The organism is Micromonospora rifamycinica (assembly GCF_900090265.1).
Taxonomy (GTDB): domain Bacteria; phylum Actinomycetota; class Actinomycetes; order Mycobacteriales; family Micromonosporaceae; genus Micromonospora; species Micromonospora rifamycinica.
This window is the reverse complement of sequence record NZ_LT607752.1, coordinates 5,455,045-5,475,469: the sequence shown is the minus strand read 5'-3', so window position 1 is coordinate 5,475,469 and position 20,425 is coordinate 5,455,045. Positions and strand designations below refer to the sequence as shown.

Below are 20,425 nucleotides of genomic sequence, written 5' to 3'. Positions count from 1 at the left end.
GACGCCCTAGAATTGCATACTCGGTATGCAAAAAGAAGTCCGGATGATGACCTTCCGACCACATTGTCGAGACACCACCCCGTCGTCACCGCATCGGACCTGCCGATCGGCGACGATCAGCCGGTGACGTCCATGAGGGAACGCATGCTCGCCGGCGAGCCGTACCGCGCCGACGATCCCGAGATCACCGCCGACCTGGACCGCGCCGCCCGACTCACCGAACGCTTCAACCGCAGCAGCGCCGACGACCCGGACGGTCGACTCGCCGCCCTGCGCGAGCTGCTCGGCACACTCGGCGAGGACGCCTGGATCCGCCCACCGCTGCACTGCGACTACGGCTGGCAGGTCCATCTCGGTGCCCGCAGCTTCGTGAACTTCAACGCCGTGCTGCTCGACGTCGCACGGATCACCATCGGCGTCGACGTCCAGATCGGACCGAACGTGCAGCTGCTCACCGCCACCCATCCCGTCGAGCCGGAACCCCGCCGGGCCGGCTGGGAGGCGGCCCGACCGATCACCATCGGCGACAACGTCTGGCTCGGCGGTGGGGTGATCGTTCTCGCCGGGGTGACCGTCGGCGAGAACACCGTGGTCGGCGCGGGCGCGGTGGTCACCCGCGACCTACCACCCAACGTGGTCGCCGTGGGTAACCCCGCCCGGGTGATCCGCACCCTGGAATAAATGCCTTGAGCTGCGAAAACGATACCGAAATCGGTGGGCGAACCGAGAAAATCGATGCACTCTGGGTAGTGAATACGTCACCAGGGAGCACCGATGGCCGAGCGGGTACTCGAACTTCGGGTGCATGGCGTGTCCAACACCCCGCCCGACCAGATCCTCGGGCTGCCCCCCGACACCACCGGTGCCGGCCCGCCGCCCCGACGGGTCTCCGGCGGTGACGTCACCGGCTTCTACCGCGCCGCCACCTCCACCCCGGACGACCCGGTCGTGGTGGAGGCGTACAGCTGGGGGCAGTTGACCTCGGGGGCGCGGACCGCGCGCGACGTCGAACGGGCGCTGTGGACGTTCCTGCTGCCGTTCACCCTGGCCAACGTCGCCCTGCACGCCCGCCCCGGCATCCCGTCCGACCCGGACACCGAACGCTGGGGCAGCCGCTCCGGCATCACCGCCTGGCTGATCCGGCTGTTCTGCCTCAGCCTCACCGGCACGCTGGTGATCGCCGCCACCGGCATCGGCGTCGACCTGATCGCCTGGCAGTGCGTCGACCAGGCGTGCCTGCGGCAACTGCCCGGCCCGTGGGAGTTCCTCGGCCAGGGCTGGTGGCACACCGACGCCCGTGCGCTCGCCGTCGGCCTGCTGCTGCCGCTGGCCGTCCTGCTGGTGCTCGGGGTCGTCGCCTGGCGCACCTACCAGTACGAGGCCGAGATGCCCGCCGAGCCCCGCCCGCGCCACCCGGTGCCGGACGACGGGGAACGCCCCGCCGGGCCGACGCCCCTGGCGAACCCCCTCCAGGACCCCACCTTCTGGTGCGGGGAGGGCCAGCTGCGCCGCGCCGCCGTCCTGCACCTGTGTGTCGGCGTGGCCCTCGCCGCCGCGGTGCCCGTCGGCGCGGTGCTGGTGATGGACCCGCCCCGGGGGGTCCGGGCCATGATCGCCGTCCCCACCGTCGCGGCCCTGGTCGCGGTCGTGGCGATCGCGGTGGTGGCGGTGGGACGGCCCTGGCTGACCCGGCGCAGCGGCGCCACCCCGCTCGGCCGGTGGAGCCTCGCCGTCGGGGTGCTCACCGGCCTCGCCCTGGCCGGCACCTTCACCCTCCTGCTGCTGCCGGACGGCCCCGCCGGCCCCCCGTTGGCGCAGTTCCGCCCACCGGCCGGCTGCACCCTGGACCCGACCCCCGCCGGTTGCCTCGCCGACCGCTCCCTGCCCGGCTACGACGGCATCGTCGCCTGGCTCGCCACCTACCAGGTGCTGCTGCTGATCGCCATCGGCGCGGTCGCCCGGTCCGGGCGCCGCGCCCTGCTCGCCCCCGCCGCCGCCGGCGTACTGCTCCCCCTCGGGACGGCCTGGCTCGACGGCCGGCTGCCCGGCCTCCCCGCCGCCCCCGACGGGCTGCGGATCTGGCTGCTCGCCACGGCGACCATCGCGCTCGCCGCGACCGGCCTGCTGCTGCCCCGCGCCGACGTCGACCGGCGACCGGCCGCCGGGCACACCGCCATGGCCTGGGGCGGCCGGGGGGCCGCGGTGATCGCCGGCTTCGGGTGGATGATGGCCATCGCCTACTGCGCCGGCCTGCACTACTGGATCACCGACCGGCTCAACGGCCCCTCCTCGCCCAGCGGCTACTCGCCGATCGTGCCGCCGCTGCCGGCGCTCTGGGCCGGGCTGGCCTGCACCGTCACCACGGCCGCCCTGATCGGCACGCTGATCCACGCCGGGGTGATCCTGCACCGGCTGCGCCGCGTCGAGTACGCCCGCCTCACCACCGACGGGCAGGCCGTCTCCGCACACGACCTGCGGCGCTGCCGGGACGTCAGCACCTACCGCGCGCTGCACCGCCTGGTCGGCGAGCACGCGGTACGGCTGACCGGCTGCTACGCCACCGTCTCGGCGGTGCTGGTCGCCCTCTCCTGCGTGGCGATGCTCAGCCGTACCCGGCCCGCGCCGGCCGGGGCGTCCGGCTGGGCGGGTCTGGTGCACGCCGCCGCCGACCTCGGCGACACCATGCTGGGCTGGCTCCCCCTGGTGGTCGCCGGCCTGGGCATGCTGGTCTACCGCAACGACACCGTCCGGCGCAGCGTCGGGGTGCTCTGGGACATCGGCACGTTCTGGCCCCGCGCCGCCCATCCGCTCGCCCCGCCCAGCTACGCCGAGCGGGCCGTCCCCGAGCTGCAGACCCGGGTCGCCGGCATCCTCGCGCTGGCCGAGCCCGACCCGCGCAGGATGGACGGGGTGATCCTCTCCGGGCACAGCCAGGGCACCGTGCTCTGCGCGGCGATGCTGCTCCAACTGCCCACCCGGTGGCGGCGGCGGATCTGGTTCCTGTCCTACGGCTGCCAGCTCACCCGGCTCTACGGACGGATCTTCCCGGCCTACTTCGGGCCGGACCGGCTCCGGGTGCTCGCCGACGCCCTGACCTGGCCCTCCGGCTACGTCGCGTGGACCAACTTCTGGCGCGGCACCGACCCGCTCGGCTGGCAGGTCGACGCCGGGGAACGGGACGTGCCGGTGAGCGACCCGGAGGCCCTGCACCCCAGCGGGGGCGAGGTCGCCGACCCGCCGATCCGCAACCACAGCGGCTACCCGGAGGCGCTGGAGTTCCACCGGGAACGGACCGTGGCGGCCCGGCTGCTGCGGCGTGGCATCCCGTCACCCCGGGTCGGTTGACCGGATCACCAGGTCGGCCCGGCCGGCGGTGCCCGCCACCAGGGCGGCGTTCGCCTCGTCGCTGCCGTACGCCCAGGCCTGCGCCGCCTCCGGCGACCGCCCGTACGCGACGTGCCGCGCCACCAACCGGCGCAGCCGCAGCTCGACGTCCAGGTCGAGGAACCATGCCTCGTGCAACAGCGACCGCACCTCGTCCCAGGGCGGATCGTCGAGCAGCAGGTAGTTGCCCTCGGTCACCACCAGCCGGACCGAGGGCGGCACCTCCACCGCCCCGGCCACCGGCTCCTCCAGGTCACGGCGGAACAGCGGCGCGTACACGGCGGTCGGTTCCAACCGGTGCAACCGGCGCAGCAACGACACGTACCCGTTGGCGTCGAAGGTGTCCACCGCGCCCTTGCGGTCGGCCCGGCCCAGCCGGACCAGCTCCGCCTGGGCGAGGTGGAAGCCGTCCATCGGCACCAGCCGGGCGGTCGGGCCGACCGCCGCGACGACCCGCTCGGCCAGGGTGGACTTGCCCGCGCCGGGCGCACCGGCGATCCCCAGCAGCTGCCGGGGGCCGGCGTCGGCCAGCGACCGTGCCCGGGCCACCAGGTCGTCGACGGAGAACGGACGCGCCCCGGGCATCAGGCCAGGTCCGGCTCGCTGATGGTGAACCGGGCCCGCACCACCGCGTGCACCGGCTGCGGACGGGGGTCGAGTTCCAGCTCCGGCGAGCCGGCCATCCGGTCCTGGCGGGCGTACATCGCCCCGCCCCCGCCGAAGCCCTCGTCGGTGTCGGCCAGCTCCACCAGCGCGGTCACCCGGGCACCGAGTGCCTCGGCGTGCTCCCGGGCCCGGCGCAGCGCGTCGGTGATCGCCGCGTGCCGGGCGTCGCGGTGGACCGGGCTGTCCGGACGCAGTGACCACCATGGGCCGGCGACCTCGACCTGGTCCAGCTCGGCCAGTCGCAGCATCAGCTCGGCGAGGGTGCCGAAGTCGGTGACGGTGACGGTGGTCGAGACGCTGCCCAGGTAGCCGACGACCCGCTCGCCGGACCTGTTGGTCTCGGGGCGTACCCGCAGCTCACCGGCCTCCCGGCGGTCCACCGCCGGCTCGTGCTCGTCGAGCAGCACCCGGACGGCGGCGGCCCGCTCGGCGAGCCGGGTCAGGGCGACCTGACGGTCCCGTTCCCGGGCCGTCGCGGTCACCTCGAACCGGGCCAGCTCGGGTGCCACCTCCCGGTACGCCTCGCCGCGTACCGCCACCACCGGTCCGTCCGCCACGCACCCACCCTAACGGCGCGACCGGGCCGCCGCCGGTTTCCGCGCGGTCAGGCCGGGGCGTCGGCGGGGCGCACACCGGTGTACGTCACCCGCCCTCCCGCCACGGTGCACCCGGTGAGGTGCCCGCCCGACTCGCCGATCGACCGTACGAACGCCAGCTCGTCGGCCGGGTCGCCGTCGAGCGCGAACTCCCGGCGCACGGGTGGCGCGCTTTCCGGCCGGGGCCGGCGTACCGCCGCCGCCCGCTCGTAGCGGTCCACCAGCGTGGGCAGGTCGTCGGCGCGGACCGCCTCGGCCAGGCCGTCGAGCGCGGCCCGCACCTCGGCCAGTTGCCGGAGCACCTGCGCCCGGTTGGCCAGCAGCATGTCGGCGGTGCGCCGGGCCGGGGTGGTGGCGACCCGGGTGCCGTCACGGAAACTGCCCGCCGCCAGCCGGACCACCGCGTCGCGCACCGCCGAGTCGGCGGCGGCCCCGGCCAGGCTGCCGGCCAGCAGGTGCGGCACGTGCGAGGAGAGCGCGACGACGGAGTCGTGCACCCCCGGCGACATCGGTACGGCATGCGCGTGGAAGACGTCGACGACGAGCCCCACCAGCGACCGGAACGGCCCCAGCCCGTCGACGCTCGGGCAGAGCACCCAGGCCGCGTCGACGAAGAGCCCGGCCAGCGCGGCGGTGAGCCCGGCCCGCTCCGCGCCGGCCATCGGATGACCGGGGACGAACCGGCCGGTCAGCCCGTGCGCCCCGGCGAACTCGGCGACCGCAGCCTTGGTGCTGCCCACGTCGGTGACGACACACCGGTCGTCGGTCAGCCCGGCCACGGTGAGCAGGGTCTGCGGCAGACTCGGCAGCGGGCCGCCGAGGAACACCACGTCCCGGTCCCGGACGGCGTCGGCCAGGTCGTCGGGGAAGGTCAGCCCCCGTCGGCGGCCGGCGGCCCGGGTCGCCGGATCCGGATCCCAGCCGACCACCCGCAGGCCGGCCTCGTGCAGCCGCAGCAGGATCGAACCGCCGATCAGGCCGGTGCCCACCACGGCGGCCCGGAGCCGGCCCACGTCGCCCCCCACCGCTTCGCCCTACGGCTGGGCGAGCCGCTGGGCGACCGCGGCGACGTGGGCGTCGGAGCCGGTCAGCGCCACCCGGACGTGCCGCTGCCCGGCCGGGCCGTAGAAAGCGCCGGCGGCGACCAGGACACCCCGCCGGGCCAGCCAGTCGACGGTGCGCCAGCAGTCCTCGTCGCGGGTGAGCCAGAGGTAGAGGCCCGCCTCGGAGTGGTCCAGCCGGAACCCCGCCCCGGTGAACGCGGCGAGCAGCGTCGCCCGCCGCGCCCGGTAGCGTTCCCGCTGCTCGTCGGCGTGCGTCTGGTCACCGAGCGCGGCCACCATCGCGGCCTGCACCGGGGCCGGGACGATCATGCCGGCGTGTTTGCGGATCTTGAGCAGCTCGGCGACGAGCGCCGGATCCCCGGCGACGAACCCGGCCCGGTAGCCGGCCAGGTTGGACCGCTTGGACAGCGAGTGGACCGCCAGCACCGAGTCGTACGACCCGCCGCACACCTGCGGCGCGAGCACCGACACCGGCGTGGCGTCGGCCGTCCAACCCAGCGGCAGGTAGCACTCGTCACTGGCCACCACGGCGCCGCGTTCCCGCGCCCAGTCGACCACCTTGCGCAGGTGGGCGGCGGGCAGCACCCGACCGGTCGGGTTGCCGGGCGAGTTGACCCAGACCAGGCGTACCCGGGAGGTGGGGCCGACCGCGGTCAGCGAGTCGGCGCGGACGACGGTCGCGCCGGCCAGCGCGGCCCCGTCGGAATATGTCGGATAGGCGATCGAGGGCACCACGACCACGTCACCGGGACCGATCCCGAGCAGGGTGGGCAGCCAGGCGACCAGCTCCTTGGAGCCGATCGTCGGCAGCACCCCGAGCCCGTCGACGCCGGCACCGCAGGCCCGGCCCACCCAGCCCGCGATGGCGTCCCGCAGCGCCGGGCTGCCCGCCGTCAGCGGGTAGCCCGGCGCGTCGGAAGCGTCCGCCAGCGCCTGCCGGATCACCGGGGGCACCGGATCGACCGGCGTACCCATGGACAGGTTGATCAGGCCGTCCGGGTGCGCCGCGGCCAGGGTGGCCGCGGCGTCCAGGGCGTCCCAGGTGAACTCGGGCAACCGGGCCGACACCGCGGCGGAGCCGACCGTCGGCCCCGGCGCGGACCCGACCGTCGGCCCCGGCGCCACCGGCCGGTTCAGCTGTCCTCGCCGCGCGGCGGTTGGCCGACGACGAAGGTGGCGTCCTTGTCCACCTTGCCGATCTTCGATGCGCCGCCCGGCGAGCCCAGGTCCTCGAAGAACTCGTAGTTGGCCCCGGTGTAGTCCTTCCACTGCTCCGGGACGTCGTCCTCGTAGAAGATGGCCTCCACCGGGCAGACCGGCTCACAGGCACCACAGTCGACGCACTCGTCGGGGTGGATGTAGAGCATCCGGTTGCCCTCGTAAATGCAGTCGACCGGGCATTCCTCGATGCATGCCTTGTCGAGCACATCCACGCACGGCTCGGCGATGATGTAGGTCACCGGTCTTCTCCTCCGCAAGACTCGTCGCGATCACCCGCGACGCTAAGAGCCTAGTATCTCGCCGGGGAGGAGGTCGATCGTGCTCAGACAGCAGGATGTGGGACACCGGATCGTGGTTCGCCGCATTGTGGGGATTCGTGAGGGCCGGCCCCTCTTCTCGGACGCCCTCGGCGAGCTGGTGGAGCTGAGCGAGACCCATCTCACCATCGCTACCGCCCAGGGTCGGGTCCGGGTGCCGGTGGCCGAGGTGCACCGGGCCAAACGGGTGCCCCCCACCCGGCGGCCCACCGCCACCGCCGTGGTCGAGCTGGAACTGGCGGCCGACGAGGCGTGGCCCGCACCGGTCCGCGGCCGGCTCGGCGACTGGCTGCTGCGCTCCGCCGACGGCTGGACCGGGCGGGCCAACTCGGCGCTGCCGGTCGGCGACCCGGACCGTCCGCTGCCGGCGGCCGTGGACGCGATCGAACGCTGGTACGCCGAGCGCGGCCAGCCCGCCCTCGTCAACACGCCGTTGCCGCTGGCCGTGCCGGTCGGCGCCGAGCTCGACGCCCGGAGCTGGACGGCCCGGCCGCTGACCCTGGTCCAGACCGTCCCGCTGACCACCCTGCGACCGCCGGAACCCACCCCGGCCGACGGCCCGCCGGTCACCCTGGCCGACGCGCCGTCCGAGGAGTGGCTCGCGGTCGCCGCCGGCCGCAAGGGTGGCCTGCCGGCCGCCGCCCGGCACGTCCTCACCGCCGTGGACCGGGTCCGCTTCGCCCAGGTGTACGCCGACGGCGCGCTGGTCGCCACGGCCCGGGGCACGGTCACCGGGCAGGGCCGCTGGCTGGGGCTCAGCCTGATCGAGGTGGCCCCGTCGGCACGCCGGCAGGGGCTGGCCGCCCGGGTGGTCCGGGAGCTGGCCGGCTGGGGTGCGGCCGAGGGCGCCACCCACGCCTTCCTCCAGGTGGAGCAGCGCAACACCGAGGCGGTGTCGCTCTACCGCAAGCTCGGTTTCACCACCCACCACACCTACCTGACCCGGGTCGCCCCGTCGGCCTGACCCGGCCCGTCGCCGTGAGCGGCGGTCAGCGCCGGACCACCCGGCGCGGCTTGCCCACGTTGCGCTCGGCGTACCGCCGCAGCTGCTGCGAGCGGTGGTCCCGGCCGAGCGTGATCAGCACCAGGTAGCCGAGCGCCACGCCGGCCGCCGCGGCGACGAGGTAGAGCCAGATCTGGGCGAAGAACAGCCCCGCACCCCCGCCGAACGGGTCGTTCCCGACCAGCAACGGGCCGACGAGCACCGTCAGCAGCAGCGCCACGGCCACCGCGGCGGACGCGTCGGCACCCCACCGCGCCGCCGGAACAGCCTTACCCCAGGTGAACACCACCCCGGCCAGGATCAGCCCGACCACGACGAACATCCCCAGCGAGACCCGGTCGGCGGCGGTGTCGTTGCCGTCGAAGCCGAGTTTGATGATCAGCCGGGCCACCACGTTGACCGCGAACAGGGCCGCCGCGAGTACCCCGACCGCCCGCCACCGCTGCGTCATCACACGCCTCCCGCCGTACCGCCCGCCCGGTCGGCGGGTCTCCTGGCAGGAATATCTACCACCGCCGACCGAGTGTCGTCATCACCCGTCGTGCCGGCGCGGCTGCGGGCTGAGGATCTGCCGGAACGCCATCACCGCGAAGGTCATCGCCCCGGTGGTGATCATCGCCAGCCCGACCCAGTTCTCCCCGGCGACCAGCAGGTCACCCTCGTCGGTGCGGACCGCCGCCACCGCCATCAGCACGAACCACGGCAGCGCCGGCAACGCCACCGCCCACCGGCGGCCGACCGTGGCGTACGCGAACCAGCTCACCGCGACCGCCCCGGCGATGGTGACCACCACCGACACCCCGATCAACTGACCGCCGACCCGGACGGTGGACAGCAGCAGGGCGATCAGCGCGGTGAGCACCCCACCGGCCACCGCCACCAGCCCACCGACGACCCGCAGCACGACGTCGAGCAGCCGGCGGACCCGGCCGGGTGGCGGGGCCTCGGCGGCGGGCTCCTCCTCGACGACCGGCACCGGCGTGGCGGGCAGGGTCACCGGAGCCCGGCCGTCGCGGCGGCCCGCTGCGGCCCGTCCCCGGCCGACGCCGGGTCGGCGAGGTCGTGGCCGGGCTGTTCCGGCAGCCGGACGGCCCACTGCGGGGCGGTGACGTCGATGCCGGCGAAGAGGTCGTCCTCCCAGCCGTTCGGCCCGCCGCCCGGCCCCCGCTCCCCCACCGCCAGGGTGAAGTACTCCACCCCCATGAACTCCGCACCGAAGTTCCCGGCGATCGCGTAGAGCCACGAGTCGGCCGGGATCTGGGTGGCGTGTGCCCGCATCGCCGCCTCCTTGGCGGCATGCTGCCCGGTGCCGTCGATCCGGGCCGCGATCTGGTCGTCCGGGGTGCCGAAGGGCAGGTCGTCGATGCTGTCGACACCGTCGAACGGGTTGTCCGACGAGGCGGTCAAGTGGCTCATCCCGGCCTCCAGGACGGTACGCGGCAGCGCCGTCCAGTAGACCTTGGCCGGGGCGACGCCCTCCGCGGTGGCCAGCTCGTGCGCCCGCATCGCCACCCGGTGCGCCTGGATGTGGTCCGGGTGCCCGTAGAAGCCGTTCGGGTCGTACGTGACCATGACCTGCGGCCGGACCTCCCGGATCACGTCCAGCAGCTGACCGGCGGCCTCGTCGAGGTCGGCGGCCCAGAACGCCCGCGGGTGCCCGTTGGTGGGCATGCCCATCATGCCCGAGTCCCGGTAGCGGCCCGCGCCGCCGAGGAAGCGGTGGTCGCTGACGCCGAGCGCGGCACAGGCGGCGGTCAGCTCCCCGATCCGGAACCCGCCGAGCTGGTCGGCCTCGGCGGCGGCGAGCTGCGCCAGCGCCGGCACGTGGATCTCGCCCTCCTCGCCGAGAGTGCAGGTCACCAGCGTGACGTGGGCACCGGCGGCGGCGTAGTGCGCCATCGTCGACCCGGTGCCGATGGACTCGTCGTCGGGGTGCGCGTGGACCAGCAGCAGGCGTCGGTCGGGCAGCGTCGTCACGACGGTCACTCTAACCGGCGGTCCGGGTGCCCCGGGGCGTACGCGTCCAGGCAGGTCGGCCACATCACGCCCGACACCGCTCTACGATCCGGGTTGTGGACTTTCCCGAGCTGGCCGCCCGTACCCGTCGGTTCAGCCACGGGGCGCCGCGTGCCGTTTCCGTGGCCGACGACGGTTCCCGGGTGGTCTTCCTGCGCTCCGGCGGCCCGGAGGACCCGGCCGACGCGCTCTGGGCGTTGGAAACCGCCTCCGGCGAGGAGCGGCTGATCGCCGACCCGGCCGTGCTGCTCGGCGAGGACGCCGAGCCGGTGGCGCTGGCCCCGGGCGAGCGGACGCTGCGCGAACGACGCCGGCTCAGCGCCGCCGGCATCGGCTCGTACGCCCTGGACGGCGCGGGCCGGGTGGCCGTGTTCGCGCTGGCCGGACGGCTGTTCCGGGCCGACCTGGTGCACGGCGACGTGATCGAGGTGACCACCGTCGGCCCGGTGGTCGACCCGCGCCCCGACCCCACCGGGCAGCGGCTGGCGTACGTCACCGACGCCGCCGCAGGGGTGCGCCGGGGCGAGCTGCGGGTGATCGACCCGGACGGCACCGACACCCTGCTGGCCGGCGAGGACGGCCGGGTCAGCTGGGGCCTCGCCGAGCACGTCGCGGCGGAGGAGTTCGGCCGGTTCCGGGGCTACTGGTGGGCGCCGGACGGGCGGATGGTGCTCGCCGCCCGGGTCGACGAGTCGCGGCTGCCCCGGTGGCACCTGCACGACCCGGCGGACCCGGCGACCCCGCCGACCGTCGTCGCGTACCCCCGGGCCGGCGGCCCGAACGCCGAGGTCAGCCTGCACCTGCTCGACCTGGACGACGGCTGGGTCGACGTGCACTGGGACCGGGAGACCTACCCCTACCTGGCCTCGGCCGACTGGGCCGACGGCAACCCGCTGATCACCGTGCTGCGCCGGTCGCAGCAGCACGGCCTGGTGCTGGCGGTGGACCCGCGTACCGGCGAGACCCAGGTGCACGCCGAGCTGGCCGACCCGCGCTGGGTGGAGCCGATCCCGGGCACCCCGGCGCACCTGCCGGACGGCCGGGTGCTGGTCGGCGGCGAGCTGGCCCATGACGGGTACGACGCCCGCTGCCTCTTCGCCGACGGCACCCTGCTCACCCCGCCCTCGCTCTACGTGCGGCGGGTGGTGGGCCGGCTGCCCACCGGTTCCGGCCCGGCCGACCTGCTGGTCGAGGCGAGCGAGGGCGAACCGAGCCAGCGGCACCTCTACCGGGTCCGCACGGTGATCGGCGGCGGGGTGGACACCCGCCGGATGAGCAGCGCCCCGGGCTGGCACACGGCGATCGTCGGCGGGGACACGCTGGTGGTCGGCACGGCGTCGCTGGACGAGGCGGGGACGGTCTGGTCGGTGTGGCGCGGTGACCGGGAGGTGGCCCGGCTGCGGTCGCTGGCGGCCACCCCGTCGTCCGCGCCCCGGCCGATGCTGGTCCGGGTGACCGACCGGCGGTTACCGACGGCGGTGCTCTACCCCACCGAGCACGTCAAGGGCACCCGGTTGCCGGTGCTGCTCGACGTCTACGGCGGTCCGGGTCACCAGGAGGTGGTGGCCGCCCGGTCGGCCTGGCTGGAGCGGCAGTGGTGGGCCGACAACGGGTTCGCCGTGGTCACCGTCGACAACCGGGGTACGCCGGGCGTGGCGCCGTCGTTCGAGAAGGCGATCCACCGGCGGCTGGCCGATGTGATCCTGACCGACCAGGTGGACGCGCTGACCGCGCTCGCCGGCAAACATCCCGACCTGGACCTGGACCGGGTGGCGGTCCGGGGGTGGTCGTTCGGCGGCTGGCTGGCCGGTCTGGCGGTGCTGCGGCATCCGGAGCTGTTCCGGTGCGGTATCGCCGGTGCCCCGGTCACCGACTGGGCGCTGTACGACACCGCGTACACCGAGCGTTACCTGGGCCTGCCCGACGACGGCATCGACGTGTACGGCCACCACTCGCTGGTGGAGCTGGCGGCGGAGCCGCTGTACCCCGGTGAGCCGGCGCGTCCGCTGCTGCTGGTGCACGGGATGGTCGACGACAACGTGGTGGCCGCGCACACGCTGCGGCTGTCGGCGGCGCTGCTGTCCACCGGCCGGCCGCACGCGGTGCTGCCGTTGACCGGGGCGACCCACCTGGCGGCGGGTGGCCTGTCCGAACGCCTGCTCCGCCTGGAACTCGACTTCCTCCGCACCCACCTGGGCTGAGCCGAGTCCCCGGGCGGGCCGGGCCATGGTGCGGACCACTCACCGCCCGTCGGGCCGGCAGCCTGGCTCAGCGGGCGGTGGACGGGCTCACTCCCCGGCGGGACGACGGCCAGCTCACTCCCCGGCGGGACGACGGCCAGCTCACTCCCCGGCGGGACGACGGCCAGCTCACTCCCCGGCGGGACGACGGCCAGCTCACTCCCCGGCGGGGCGGCGGGCCAGCAGGGCGAACGCGTTCGGCAGGCGGCCATGGAAGGCCGCCGCGTCGACGTCACCCATCCGCCAGAACGGCTCCGCGTACTCGGCGAGCTGCCGGACCTCCAGGCCGGCGTCGACCACGGCGGTGACGATCCGGCCGAGCGTCCACTGGAACATCACCGCCCCGTGGGCCGGGAAACTGTCGTCGGCGCAGACGAACGAGCGGCCGAAGTAGCTACGGTCGGGGCGGATGCGCGGCTCGTCCAGGTCCCAGGTCCACAGGTCGGTGGCCGGATGCCCGTCGTGGACGAACAGGTGGCCACCAGGGCGCAGCAGCCGGGCCAGCTCCGCGGCCCAGGCGTCGATGTCGGGCATCCAGATCAGCGCGCCCTTGCCGGTGTAGACGAGATCGACGCAGCCGTCGCGCAGCGGCACCCCGGGGACCGTCCCGACCAGGTAGTGGCAGGCGGCACCGAGGGCGTCGGCGCGGCCCCGCGCGCCGGTGATCGCGTTCTCGCTGTAGTCGACCCCGACCACCATCCGGGCACCGGCCCGGACCAGGGCGATGTCGTCCTGACCGTTGCCGCTCTGTGGGTGCACCACCAGCGGTCGGGCCGCCAGGATGTCCCGGAGCAGCGCGCGTTCGCTGGCGACGAGGGTGCCGCCGGCCGCCGCCTCGGCCAGCATCTCGCCGTCGGCCCAGACCCGCTCCTGGTGGGCCAGTTCCCAGGCGGTCCGGTTGGCTCGCGAGATCGGATCCATACCCCGAACTGTCCCGACCGACCCACCGGGGGGTCAATCGATATACGTCTTTGGCTGACCGTCGGCACGGGTGGCGGTGCCGGCCGGGTCTCCGGAGGCGGGGCGGTGCGCCACGGGTGACCATTTTCCCGGCGTTCTTCTCAGAAACCTTGGAAATCGTCCTGCCAGTCTGGGCGGCGTCCGCGTCATGCCGGAAAGGTAAGGAGCCGATGGTGCGGTGCCCCGGCACGCGGACACCGCACCATCGGCCCCACGGGGTGGATCAGGCCAGCCAGTTGCCGAACGGGCGGCCGAAGCACCGACAGAGGCCGGGGACGAGCGCGAAGGCTCCCGGGCGGTAGAGCCCAGCCCGCCGATGGAGCCCACCCGTACACCGGAGTCGTCACCCGAGTCACCCAAGGTCATACCGGATCCAGGATGTAGTGGCCTCGGAGTCGCCGGAAGCCCACTACATCCTGGATCCAGCACGATCTCGGGCGGGGACGGGGCGGGGACGATGGCGGTCAGTCGCTGCCCACGCCGGGTGACGCAGGTGATCCACCCGGCGTAGTGGGCGCGGGAGACGACGTCCGCCAGGCTGTCGCGGGCATCGGGGATCGGCAGTTCAGCGGCGGGCTCGCTCATGGTGCCGATCGCACCACTCGTACGAGTCGTACCAGCGGCTACGGGCGCGGCCGGTACCGCGCCGCGCGCCCACGAGCTGACGGGCTCCCTCCCGACGCGGGCCGGGAGGGAGCCCCGATCCAGCTCAGGGTGACGTCACTGCTTGACGTGGGCGTTGACGAAGGAGGGGTAGCCGAAGACGCTGGAGATGAAGACGCCGCCGGCCTTCGAGCCGTGCACCGTGTAGGCCACGTCGACGAAGAGCGGCACCACGGGGGCGTACTCCGTCATGATCCGCCGGTCGAGCTTGCCCCACTCCGGCCCCTGGTCGGCCGGGGGCATGGCCTGGATCCGGTCGATCTCGGCGTTGACCGCCGGGTCGTTGAAGTACGCCTGGTTGCTGTTGCCCTCGGCCCTGATGGTGCGGCCGTCGTAGAGCACCGGCAGGATCGACGCGCCGCTGGGCCAGTCGGCGGCCCAGTTGCCGATGTAGAGGTCCCAGGGGTTGTTCTTCTTCTTGATCTCGTCGAGCTTCGCGTCGTCCGGGATGTTGCGCACCGTGATCTTGAAGCCGGCGCGTTCCAGGTTGGCCTTGAGCTGGGTGCCGATCTGCTGTTCGGTGGTGCTGTCGGCCACCCCGAGGACCAGCTCCGGGGTCTTGCCGGCGAGCAGCTCCCTGGCCTTGTCGACGTCGCCGTTGGCGCCGGCCGGATAGGCGTCGTACGCCTGGTAGCCGATGGTGGACGGCGGCATCAGGGTGGTCATCGGCTGGGCGACGGTCTGCCCACCCAGCGCCTTGACCAGGCCGTCGCGGTCGACGGCGTAGTTGAGCGCCCGGCGGACGGCCAGGTCGGTGACCCGCTGGTTGTTGATGACGAGCTGGTTGGCGCTCGGTGTCGGGGACAGCACGCTGCGCGCCTTGAGCGCCTGGTCCTGGGCGACCCGGGCGACCAGCGAGGCCGGCACGTAGTTCCAGGCCAGCGCGCTCTGGTCGGCGCCGTTGTCGGCGATCACCCGGTTGACGGCCGCGTCGGCGGTCGGCCCGAAGGTCCAGACGAACCGGTCCGGGTACTGGTGGCGGACCGGGTCGGTGGCGGCGTCCCAGTGCGGGTTGCGGTCCAGGGTGAGCTGCACGCCCGCCTGGTTCTTGGCGATCTTGTACGGCCCGGAGGAGAACGGCTTCTGGTCCAGGTTGACCCCGGTGTCCCGGTCCGGCCGCAGCGGCGCGGTGGTCGGCAGCGAGACCGCGAACGGCAGGTCACACCGGGGCTTGGCGAACTCGAACCGCAGCGTCTTCAGGTCCGGAATGGTCAACCCCGGCGGCAGCGACCCCTTGTTCTTCCGGAAGTCCCACTTCGTGTCGTACTGCGGGGTGTCGGCGAGCCACTCCTGGAGGTAGGTGGGGCCGCCGGTCAGGTCGGGGTCGAAGGAGCGGGCGATGCCGTAGGCGATCTCCCTGGACGTGATCGGGCTGCCGTCCTCGAACTTCACCCCGTCCTTGATGGTGAACTCCCACACCCGGCAGTCGCTGTTCACGTTGTTGCCGGGGGTCTGCGCCAGGTCACCGACCAGCACCAGGCCGCCCTTGCCGTCGTCCTTCCAGGTGGTCAGGTAGCGGGCGAAGAGCGGGTTGGCCATCAGACCGGCGAACGAGTACGTCCGCTGCGGGTCCAGATGCGAGATCGGCGTCTCCCGGATGACGGTGAAGGTGCCGCCCTTCGCCGCGCCGGCCACCTCGGCGGCGGGCCCCTGCGAGTCCTTCGGATCGGTGGCGATCACCCCGGTCTGCTGCCGGCCGGTGTCCACGGTGGTGCCCCCGCCCGTGTTCTCCGAACAGGCGGCCAACGCCACCACCAGGGCGATCGCGCCGCCTGCGGCGGCTGCTGCGCGTGGTCGCATCCCTACCTCCTCCACCCCGTCACGGTCGGGCGGTGAACGCCGACGCCCCGAGGACCGTCAAGAAGAAAAACTTCGGACTGTCTAACAGATATCGACAACTCTTGCCGCCCGACGGGCCGGCGTCCGCGGTACCGGAGCAACCGGCCGACCGGCCGCCGGCTCAGCGCAGCCGCACCCGGGGGTCGATGGCCGCGTACAGCAGATCCACCAGCACGTTCGCCAGCACCACGAAGACCGCCGCGATCAGCACGGTGGCCATGATGGTGGGCAGGTCACCGGCGCGGACCGCGTCGACCGCCGTGCGCCCCAGGCCGTTGAGGCCGAAGGTCGTCTCGGTGATCACCGTTCCGCCGAGCGCGCCGCCGACGTCCAGCCCGGCGATGGTGACCACCGGCGTGATCGCCGCGCGCAGCGCGTGCCGGCCGTACACCGTGCGTCTGGCCAGGCCCTTGGCCCGCGCGGTCCGGACGAAGTCCTCCGACAGCGTCTCCAGCATCTGCGCCCGGGACAGCCGGGCGTAGATCGCCGAGAACAGGAACGCCAGCGACAGCCAGGCCAGCACCAGCCCACTGGCCCAGCGCACCGGGTCGTCCAGCAGCGGTGTGTAGCTCGGCACCGGCAGCCAGCGCAGCGTGTAGACGAACACCAGCAGCAGCACCGCACCGACGAAGTAGAGCTGCAACGAGGCCCCGGCCAGCGAGAAGCCGATCGCCGCCCGGTCCAGCCAGCTGCCCCGGCGCAGCGCCGAGAGCATGCCCAGGCCGACCCCGATCAGCAGCCAGAGCACCGCCGCCGGGACGACGATGCTCACCGTCACCGGCAGCACCCGGGCGACGGTGTCGCTGACCGCCTCGTTGGCGACGTACGACCAGCCCAGGCAGGGCGCGTCACACCGGCCACCCTGGGCGCTGCCGAGGTCCCGGCCGGTCACGATGCCCTTCATGTAGCCGGCGTACTGGCTGAGCAGCGGATCGCTCAGGCCCAGCTCCTGGCGGACCCGCTCCAGCCGTTCCGGGTTGCAGTTCTTGGGGCACATGCCGCTGACCGGATCCCGGGGCAGGGCGAAGAACATCAGGAAGCTCAGCACGCTGACCGCGAAGAGCGTCAACGTCGCGGAGAAGAGCCGTTTGAGCAGGAACCGCGCCACCGCCGCACCTCCTACCGGGACGACTTCGGGTCGAGCGCGTCGCGTAGCGCGTCACCGAAGAGGTTGAAGGCGAACACGAGCGCGAAGATCGTGACGCCGGGGAAGAAGACGTACGCCGGGTCGGTCTGGAGGTAGTCCAGGCTGCGGTAGATCATCCGGCCGAAGCTCGGGGTGGCGTCGGTCAGCCCGACCCCGATGAACGACAGCGCCGCCTCGCCGGTGATGTAGGCCGGCACCGCCAGCGAGAAGGACACCAGGATCGGCGCCCAGAGGTTCGGCAGCAGTTGCCGGAACAGCATGTGCCCCAGCCCCGCGCCGCTGGCCCGCGCCGCGTCCACGAACTCCCGCTCGCGCAACGCGATCACCTGCCCCCGCACCAGCCGGGCGGTGCTCGTCCAGCCGAACAGCGCGAAGACGGCGATCAGCACCCCGACCTGGAACGCCGCCGGCACCTCCTCCCGCTGGCCGTAGAAGCGCAGCGCGACGGTCGGGGTCAACGCCAACGCGATGATCAGGAACGGCATCGCCAGGGTCAGGTCGGTGACCCAGTTGACCACCGCGTCCACCCAGCCGCCCAGGTAGCCGGCGACGGTGCCCAACACGACACCGATCGTCGCCGTGACCACCGCCGCCACGAAGGCGATGAAGAGCGAGGTGCGCAGCCCGTGCACCATCCGGATGAAGATGTCCCGCCCCAGCCCCGGCTCCAGCCCGAACCAGTGCTCCCCGGTCACCCCGCCGGCATAGCCCAGCGGCATGCCGAAGCCGTCCAGCCGGGACTGGAACTGCTCCCGGGGGCCGGTCCCGTACGCCCACTCGATCAGCGGGACGGCGAGCGCCACCAGCACGAAGAAGACCAGCATGCCGCCGCTGACCATCCCGGTCCGGTCGCGCCGCAGCCGGGTCCAGGCGAGCCGGCCGGGCGACCGCCCGACGATATCCGCACCGGCCGCCGGCCCGCCGCTCTCCGGCCCGCCGCCTGCCGCTCCGACCCCGGCCCCGACCCCGGCTCCGGCTCCGGCTCCGGCCAGCGTCGTCGGGTCGACCGGGGACACGCTCATCCCGCCACCTCTCCGTCGTCGTCGCCGACCCGGCCCGTGCCGGCAGCCGCCACGGCACCCCGCCCGGCCGTCGGCGGTCCGGTCTCCGGGAAGTGGCAGGCGGTGGCGTGCCGACCCCCGGCGTCGACCACCAGCGCCGGTTCCTCCCGGGCGCAGACGTTCTGCGCCCGGGGACACCGGGTACGGAACCGGCAGCCCGACGGTGGATCCAACGGCGTCGGCACGTCCCCGGTCAGCCGGATCCGCCCGGCCCGACCCGACGCCGCCACCTCCGGGACCGCCGACAGCAACGCCCGGGTGTACGGGTGCCGGGGCCGCCGGTAGACGTCCTCCCGGTCCCCGATCTCCACGATCCGGCCCAGGTACATCACCGCCACCCGCTGGCAGAAGTGCCGCACCACGGCCAGGTCGTGCGCGATGAACACGAACGCCAGCCCGAGGTCGCGTTGCAGGTCCCGCAGCAGGTTCACCACCTGCGCCTGGATCGAGACGTCCAGCGCGGAGACCGGCTCGTCGGCGACGATCAGCTTCGGCCGCAAAGCCAGCGCGCGGGCGATCCCGACCCGCTGCCGCTGCCCGCCGGAGAACTCGTGCGGATAGCGGTTGTAGTGCTCGGGGTTGAGCCCGACCAGCTCCAGCAGCTCGCGGACCCGCTGCTTCACCCCGCCGGGCGGGTCGATCCCGTTGACCTGCAACGGCATCGCCACGATCCGCCCGACGGTGTGCCGGGGGTTCAGCGAGGCGTACGGGTCCTGGAAGATGATCTGGAGGTCCTGCCGTAGCGGGCGCAGCTCACGACGGCGGGCGTGGGTGATGTCCCGGCCGGCGAACTCGATCGTCCCGGCGGTCGGCTCCAGCAGCCGGACCAGCAGCCGGCCGGTGGTGCTCTTGCCGCAGCCGGACTCCCCCACCAGCCCCAGCGTCTCACCGGGCCGCACCTCGAAGTCCAGCCCGTCGACCGCCCGCACCAGCCCCCGGGACCGCAGGCCGGTGCGGACCGGGAAGTGCTTGGTCAAACCCCGTACCCGCAACAACGGCTCAGCGGCGCTCACCGGCCCGCCCTCCGCTCGCGACCGCGGCACGTCCGTCGTGCTCACCGGGACACCCCCGCCCCGGGAACGGCCTGGTGGGAGAGGGCGGCGCGGTCGTCGGCGGGAAGGTGGCAGGCGACCAGGTGGCCGCCCGCGCCCGCCGGGCCGAGCGCCGGCACCACCGTGCGGGAGCGGTCGCCTGCGTACCGGCAACGCGGGTGGAACGCGCAGCCGGACGGCACGTCGATCAGCGAGGGCGGGTTGCCGGGGATGGGCACCAGGTCCGCGTCCGGGTCGCCGTGCAGCGACGGCACGCTGGAGAGCAACCCCCAGGTGTACGGGTGCTGCGGCCGGCGGAGCACCTGCGCCGCGCTGCCCTGCTCGACCACCCGCCCGGCGTACATGACCAGCACGTCGTCGGCGACCTGGGCGACCACCCCCAGATCGTGGGTGATCAGCACGATCGCGGTGCGGAACTCGGCCTGGAGGTCGGCGAGCAGGTCGAGGATCTGGGCCTGCACCGTCACGTCCAGCGCGGTGGTCGGCTCGTCGGCGATGACCAGGGCCGGGTCGTTGACCAGCGCCATCGCGATCATCGCCCGCTGCCGCATGCCGCCGGAGAACTCGTGCGGGTACTGGTCGTAGCGGCGGGCCGGCTGCGGGATGCCCACCCGGTCGAGCATCTCCACCGCCCGGGTCCGTGCCGCCCGCCGCCCCGTCCGGGGGTGGTGTACCCGGTACGCCTCGGCGATCTGCCGCCCCACGCTGTAGTAGGGGTGCAGCGCGGAGAGCGGGTCCTGGAAGATCATCGCCAGGTCCCGGCCACGCAGCCGGCGTACCTGCTCCTCGGCCAGGCCGACGAGTTGCCGGCCGCCGACGGCGATCCCGCCGGTGACGGTGCTCCGCCGGGGGTCGTGCAGGCCGAGCACGGCCAGGGCGGTGACGCTCTTGCCGGAGCCCGACTCACCGACGATGCCGAGCGTCCGGCCGCGCGGCACGGCGAAGGACACCCCGTCGACCGCGCGCACCACGCCGTCGGCCGTGTCGAACCGTACCCGTAGGTCGTCCACCCGCAGGTACGGGTCGTCGCCACCGCGCGGCTCCGGCACGGCCGGGCCGGTGTCCGGCGGGCCGGGCGGCGCTGCTTGCGGACTGTCCACGACCGCCTCCCTCGGGTTGTAGGGAACCTACAACAAACAGCCGAGGCTGAAAATAAGCTACGGACAGCGAGCTGGCGCCGGACCACAGCGTAGCGA

The 20,425-nt window shown here is 73.8% G+C and carries 18 protein-coding genes; 4 read left to right on the top strand and 14 right to left on the bottom strand.

Annotated elements, in window-relative coordinates; genetic code table 11:
* Positions 1 to 123: 123 nt before the first annotated feature.
* Positions 124 to 681, top strand: coding sequence for a sugar O-acetyltransferase (locus GA0070623_RS23060; RefSeq protein WP_067310816.1), 558 nt, complete (start codon positions 124 to 126; stop codon positions 679 to 681).
* 93 nt (positions 682 to 774) lie between these two features.
* Complete coding sequence (locus GA0070623_RS23055) at positions 775 to 3,345, top strand: hypothetical protein (protein ID WP_067310785.1); 2,571 nt, start codon at positions 775 to 777, stop codon at positions 3,343 to 3,345.
* Here GA0070623_RS23055 and GA0070623_RS23050 read toward each other — a convergent pair.
* The 5 genes from GA0070623_RS23050 to fdxA all read right to left on the bottom strand — a co-directional run bounded on the left by GA0070623_RS23050 (position 3,328) and on the right by fdxA (position 7,170).
* On the bottom strand, positions 3,328 to 3,969 hold the full coding sequence (locus tag GA0070623_RS23050; protein WP_067310788.1) for a nucleoside/nucleotide kinase family protein: 642 nt from the start codon (positions 3,967 to 3,969) through the stop codon (positions 3,328 to 3,330). The two genes, GA0070623_RS23055 and GA0070623_RS23050, sit on opposite strands and share 18 nt — an antisense overlap.
* On the bottom strand, positions 3,969 to 4,607 hold the full coding sequence (locus tag GA0070623_RS23045; protein WP_067310791.1) for an SIMPL domain-containing protein: 639 nt from the start codon (positions 4,605 to 4,607) through the stop codon (positions 3,969 to 3,971). The genes GA0070623_RS23050 and GA0070623_RS23045 overlap by 1 nt, the downstream gene beginning before the upstream one ends.
* Positions 4,608 to 4,654: 47 nt before the next feature.
* Positions 4,655 to 5,671, bottom strand: coding sequence for a prephenate dehydrogenase (locus GA0070623_RS23040; RefSeq protein ID WP_089004160.1), 1,017 nt, complete (start codon positions 5,669 to 5,671; stop codon positions 4,655 to 4,657).
* A gap of 9 nt (positions 5,672 to 5,680) precedes the next feature.
* The gene (dapC, locus tag GA0070623_RS23035; protein WP_231932527.1) at positions 5,681 to 6,778 is read right to left on the bottom strand and encodes a succinyldiaminopimelate transaminase; all 1,098 of its coding nucleotides are present in this window, start codon (positions 6,776 to 6,778) and stop codon (positions 5,681 to 5,683) included.
* A gap of 65 nt (positions 6,779 to 6,843) precedes the next feature.
* A complete protein-coding gene (gene fdxA, locus GA0070623_RS23030; RefSeq protein WP_067310795.1) occupies positions 6,844 to 7,170 on the bottom strand; it encodes a ferredoxin in 327 nt (108 codons plus the stop codon).
* 79 nt (positions 7,171 to 7,249) lie between these two features.
* Between fdxA and GA0070623_RS23025 the strand changes: the two genes are divergently transcribed.
* Positions 7,250 to 8,212 (top strand): GNAT family N-acetyltransferase, encoded by a 963-nt coding sequence (locus GA0070623_RS23025; protein ID WP_067310798.1) that lies wholly within the window; start codon positions 7,250 to 7,252, stop codon positions 8,210 to 8,212.
* A 25-nt stretch (positions 8,213 to 8,237) separates the two neighbouring features.
* Here the strand turns inward: GA0070623_RS23025 and GA0070623_RS23020 are convergent, their stop codons facing one another.
* The 3 genes from GA0070623_RS23020 to mshB all read right to left on the bottom strand — a co-directional run bounded on the left by GA0070623_RS23020 (position 8,238) and on the right by mshB (position 10,237).
* A complete protein-coding gene (locus GA0070623_RS23020; RefSeq protein WP_067310802.1) occupies positions 8,238 to 8,702 on the bottom strand; it encodes a hypothetical protein in 465 nt (154 codons plus the stop codon).
* 81 nt (positions 8,703 to 8,783) lie between these two features.
* Positions 8,784 to 9,248, bottom strand: coding sequence for a hypothetical protein (locus GA0070623_RS23015; RefSeq protein ID WP_067310805.1), 465 nt, complete (start codon positions 9,246 to 9,248; stop codon positions 8,784 to 8,786).
* On the bottom strand, positions 9,245 to 10,237 hold the full coding sequence (gene mshB / locus GA0070623_RS23010) for an N-acetyl-1-D-myo-inositol-2-amino-2-deoxy-alpha-D-glucopyranoside deacetylase (protein WP_089004159.1): 993 nt from the start codon (positions 10,235 to 10,237) through the stop codon (positions 9,245 to 9,247). The genes GA0070623_RS23015 and mshB overlap by 4 nt, the downstream gene beginning before the upstream one ends.
* 86 nt (positions 10,238 to 10,323) lie before the next feature.
* Between mshB and GA0070623_RS23005 the strand changes: the two genes are divergently transcribed.
* Positions 10,324 to 12,468, top strand: a complete 2,145-nt coding sequence (locus GA0070623_RS23005) for a S9 family peptidase (RefSeq protein ID WP_067310808.1) — start codon at positions 10,324 to 10,326, stop codon at positions 12,466 to 12,468.
* Between the two features lie 195 nt (positions 12,469 to 12,663).
* Here GA0070623_RS23005 and GA0070623_RS23000 read toward each other — a convergent pair whose 3' ends face one another.
* From GA0070623_RS23000 to GA0070623_RS22970, 6 genes are all read right to left on the bottom strand, one after another.
* The gene (locus GA0070623_RS23000) at positions 12,664 to 13,428 is read right to left on the bottom strand and encodes a class I SAM-dependent methyltransferase (protein WP_067313208.1); all 765 of its coding nucleotides are present in this window, start codon (positions 13,426 to 13,428) and stop codon (positions 12,664 to 12,666) included.
* Between the two features lie 759 nt (positions 13,429 to 14,187).
* A complete protein-coding gene (locus tag GA0070623_RS22990) occupies positions 14,188 to 15,930 on the bottom strand; it encodes an ABC transporter substrate-binding protein (RefSeq protein ID WP_067313210.1) in 1,743 nt (580 codons plus the stop codon).
* Positions 15,931 to 16,090: 160 nt separating this feature from the next.
* The gene (locus GA0070623_RS22985) at positions 16,091 to 17,077 is read right to left on the bottom strand and encodes an ABC transporter permease (protein WP_067313212.1); all 987 of its coding nucleotides are present in this window, start codon (positions 17,075 to 17,077) and stop codon (positions 16,091 to 16,093) included.
* 11 nt (positions 17,078 to 17,088) lie between these two features.
* Positions 17,089 to 18,138, bottom strand: coding sequence for an ABC transporter permease (locus GA0070623_RS22980; RefSeq protein WP_067313214.1), 1,050 nt, complete (start codon positions 18,136 to 18,138; stop codon positions 17,089 to 17,091).
* A complete protein-coding gene (locus tag GA0070623_RS22975) occupies positions 18,135 to 19,190 on the bottom strand; it encodes an ABC transporter ATP-binding protein (protein WP_084261520.1) in 1,056 nt (351 codons plus the stop codon). Before GA0070623_RS22975 ends, GA0070623_RS22980 begins: the two co-directional genes overlap by 4 nt.
* Before the next feature lie 41 nt (positions 19,191 to 19,231).
* Positions 19,232 to 20,329: an ABC transporter ATP-binding protein gene (locus GA0070623_RS22970; protein WP_067313216.1), complete on the bottom strand. Its 1,098-nt coding sequence runs from the start codon at positions 20,327 to 20,329 to the stop codon at positions 19,232 to 19,234.
* Positions 20,330 to 20,425: the final 96 nt, after the last annotated feature.

Excerpts from the sequence above, each read along its gene's own strand:
- GA0070623_RS23055 (WP_067310785.1), top strand. The coding sequence starts at position 775 with ATGGCCGAGCGGGTACTCGAACTTCGGGTGCATGGCGTGTCCAACACC.
- GA0070623_RS23050 (WP_067310788.1), bottom strand. The coding sequence starts at position 3,969 with ATGCCCGGGGCGCGTCCGTTCTCCGTCGACGACCTGGTGGCCCGGGCA.
- GA0070623_RS23020 (WP_067310802.1), bottom strand. The coding sequence starts at position 8,702 with ATGACGCAGCGGTGGCGGGCGGTCGGGGTACTCGCGGCGGCCCTGTTC.
- GA0070623_RS23000 (WP_067313208.1), bottom strand. The coding sequence starts at position 13,428 with ATGGATCCGATCTCGCGAGCCAACCGGACCGCCTGGGAACTGGCCCAC.
- GA0070623_RS22990 (WP_067313210.1), bottom strand. The coding sequence starts at position 15,930 with ATGCGACCACGCGCAGCAGCCGCCGCAGGCGGCGCGATCGCCCTGGTG.
- GA0070623_RS22980 (WP_067313214.1), bottom strand. The coding sequence starts at position 18,138 with ATGAGCGTGTCCCCGGTCGACCCGACGACGCTGGCCGGAGCCGGAGCC.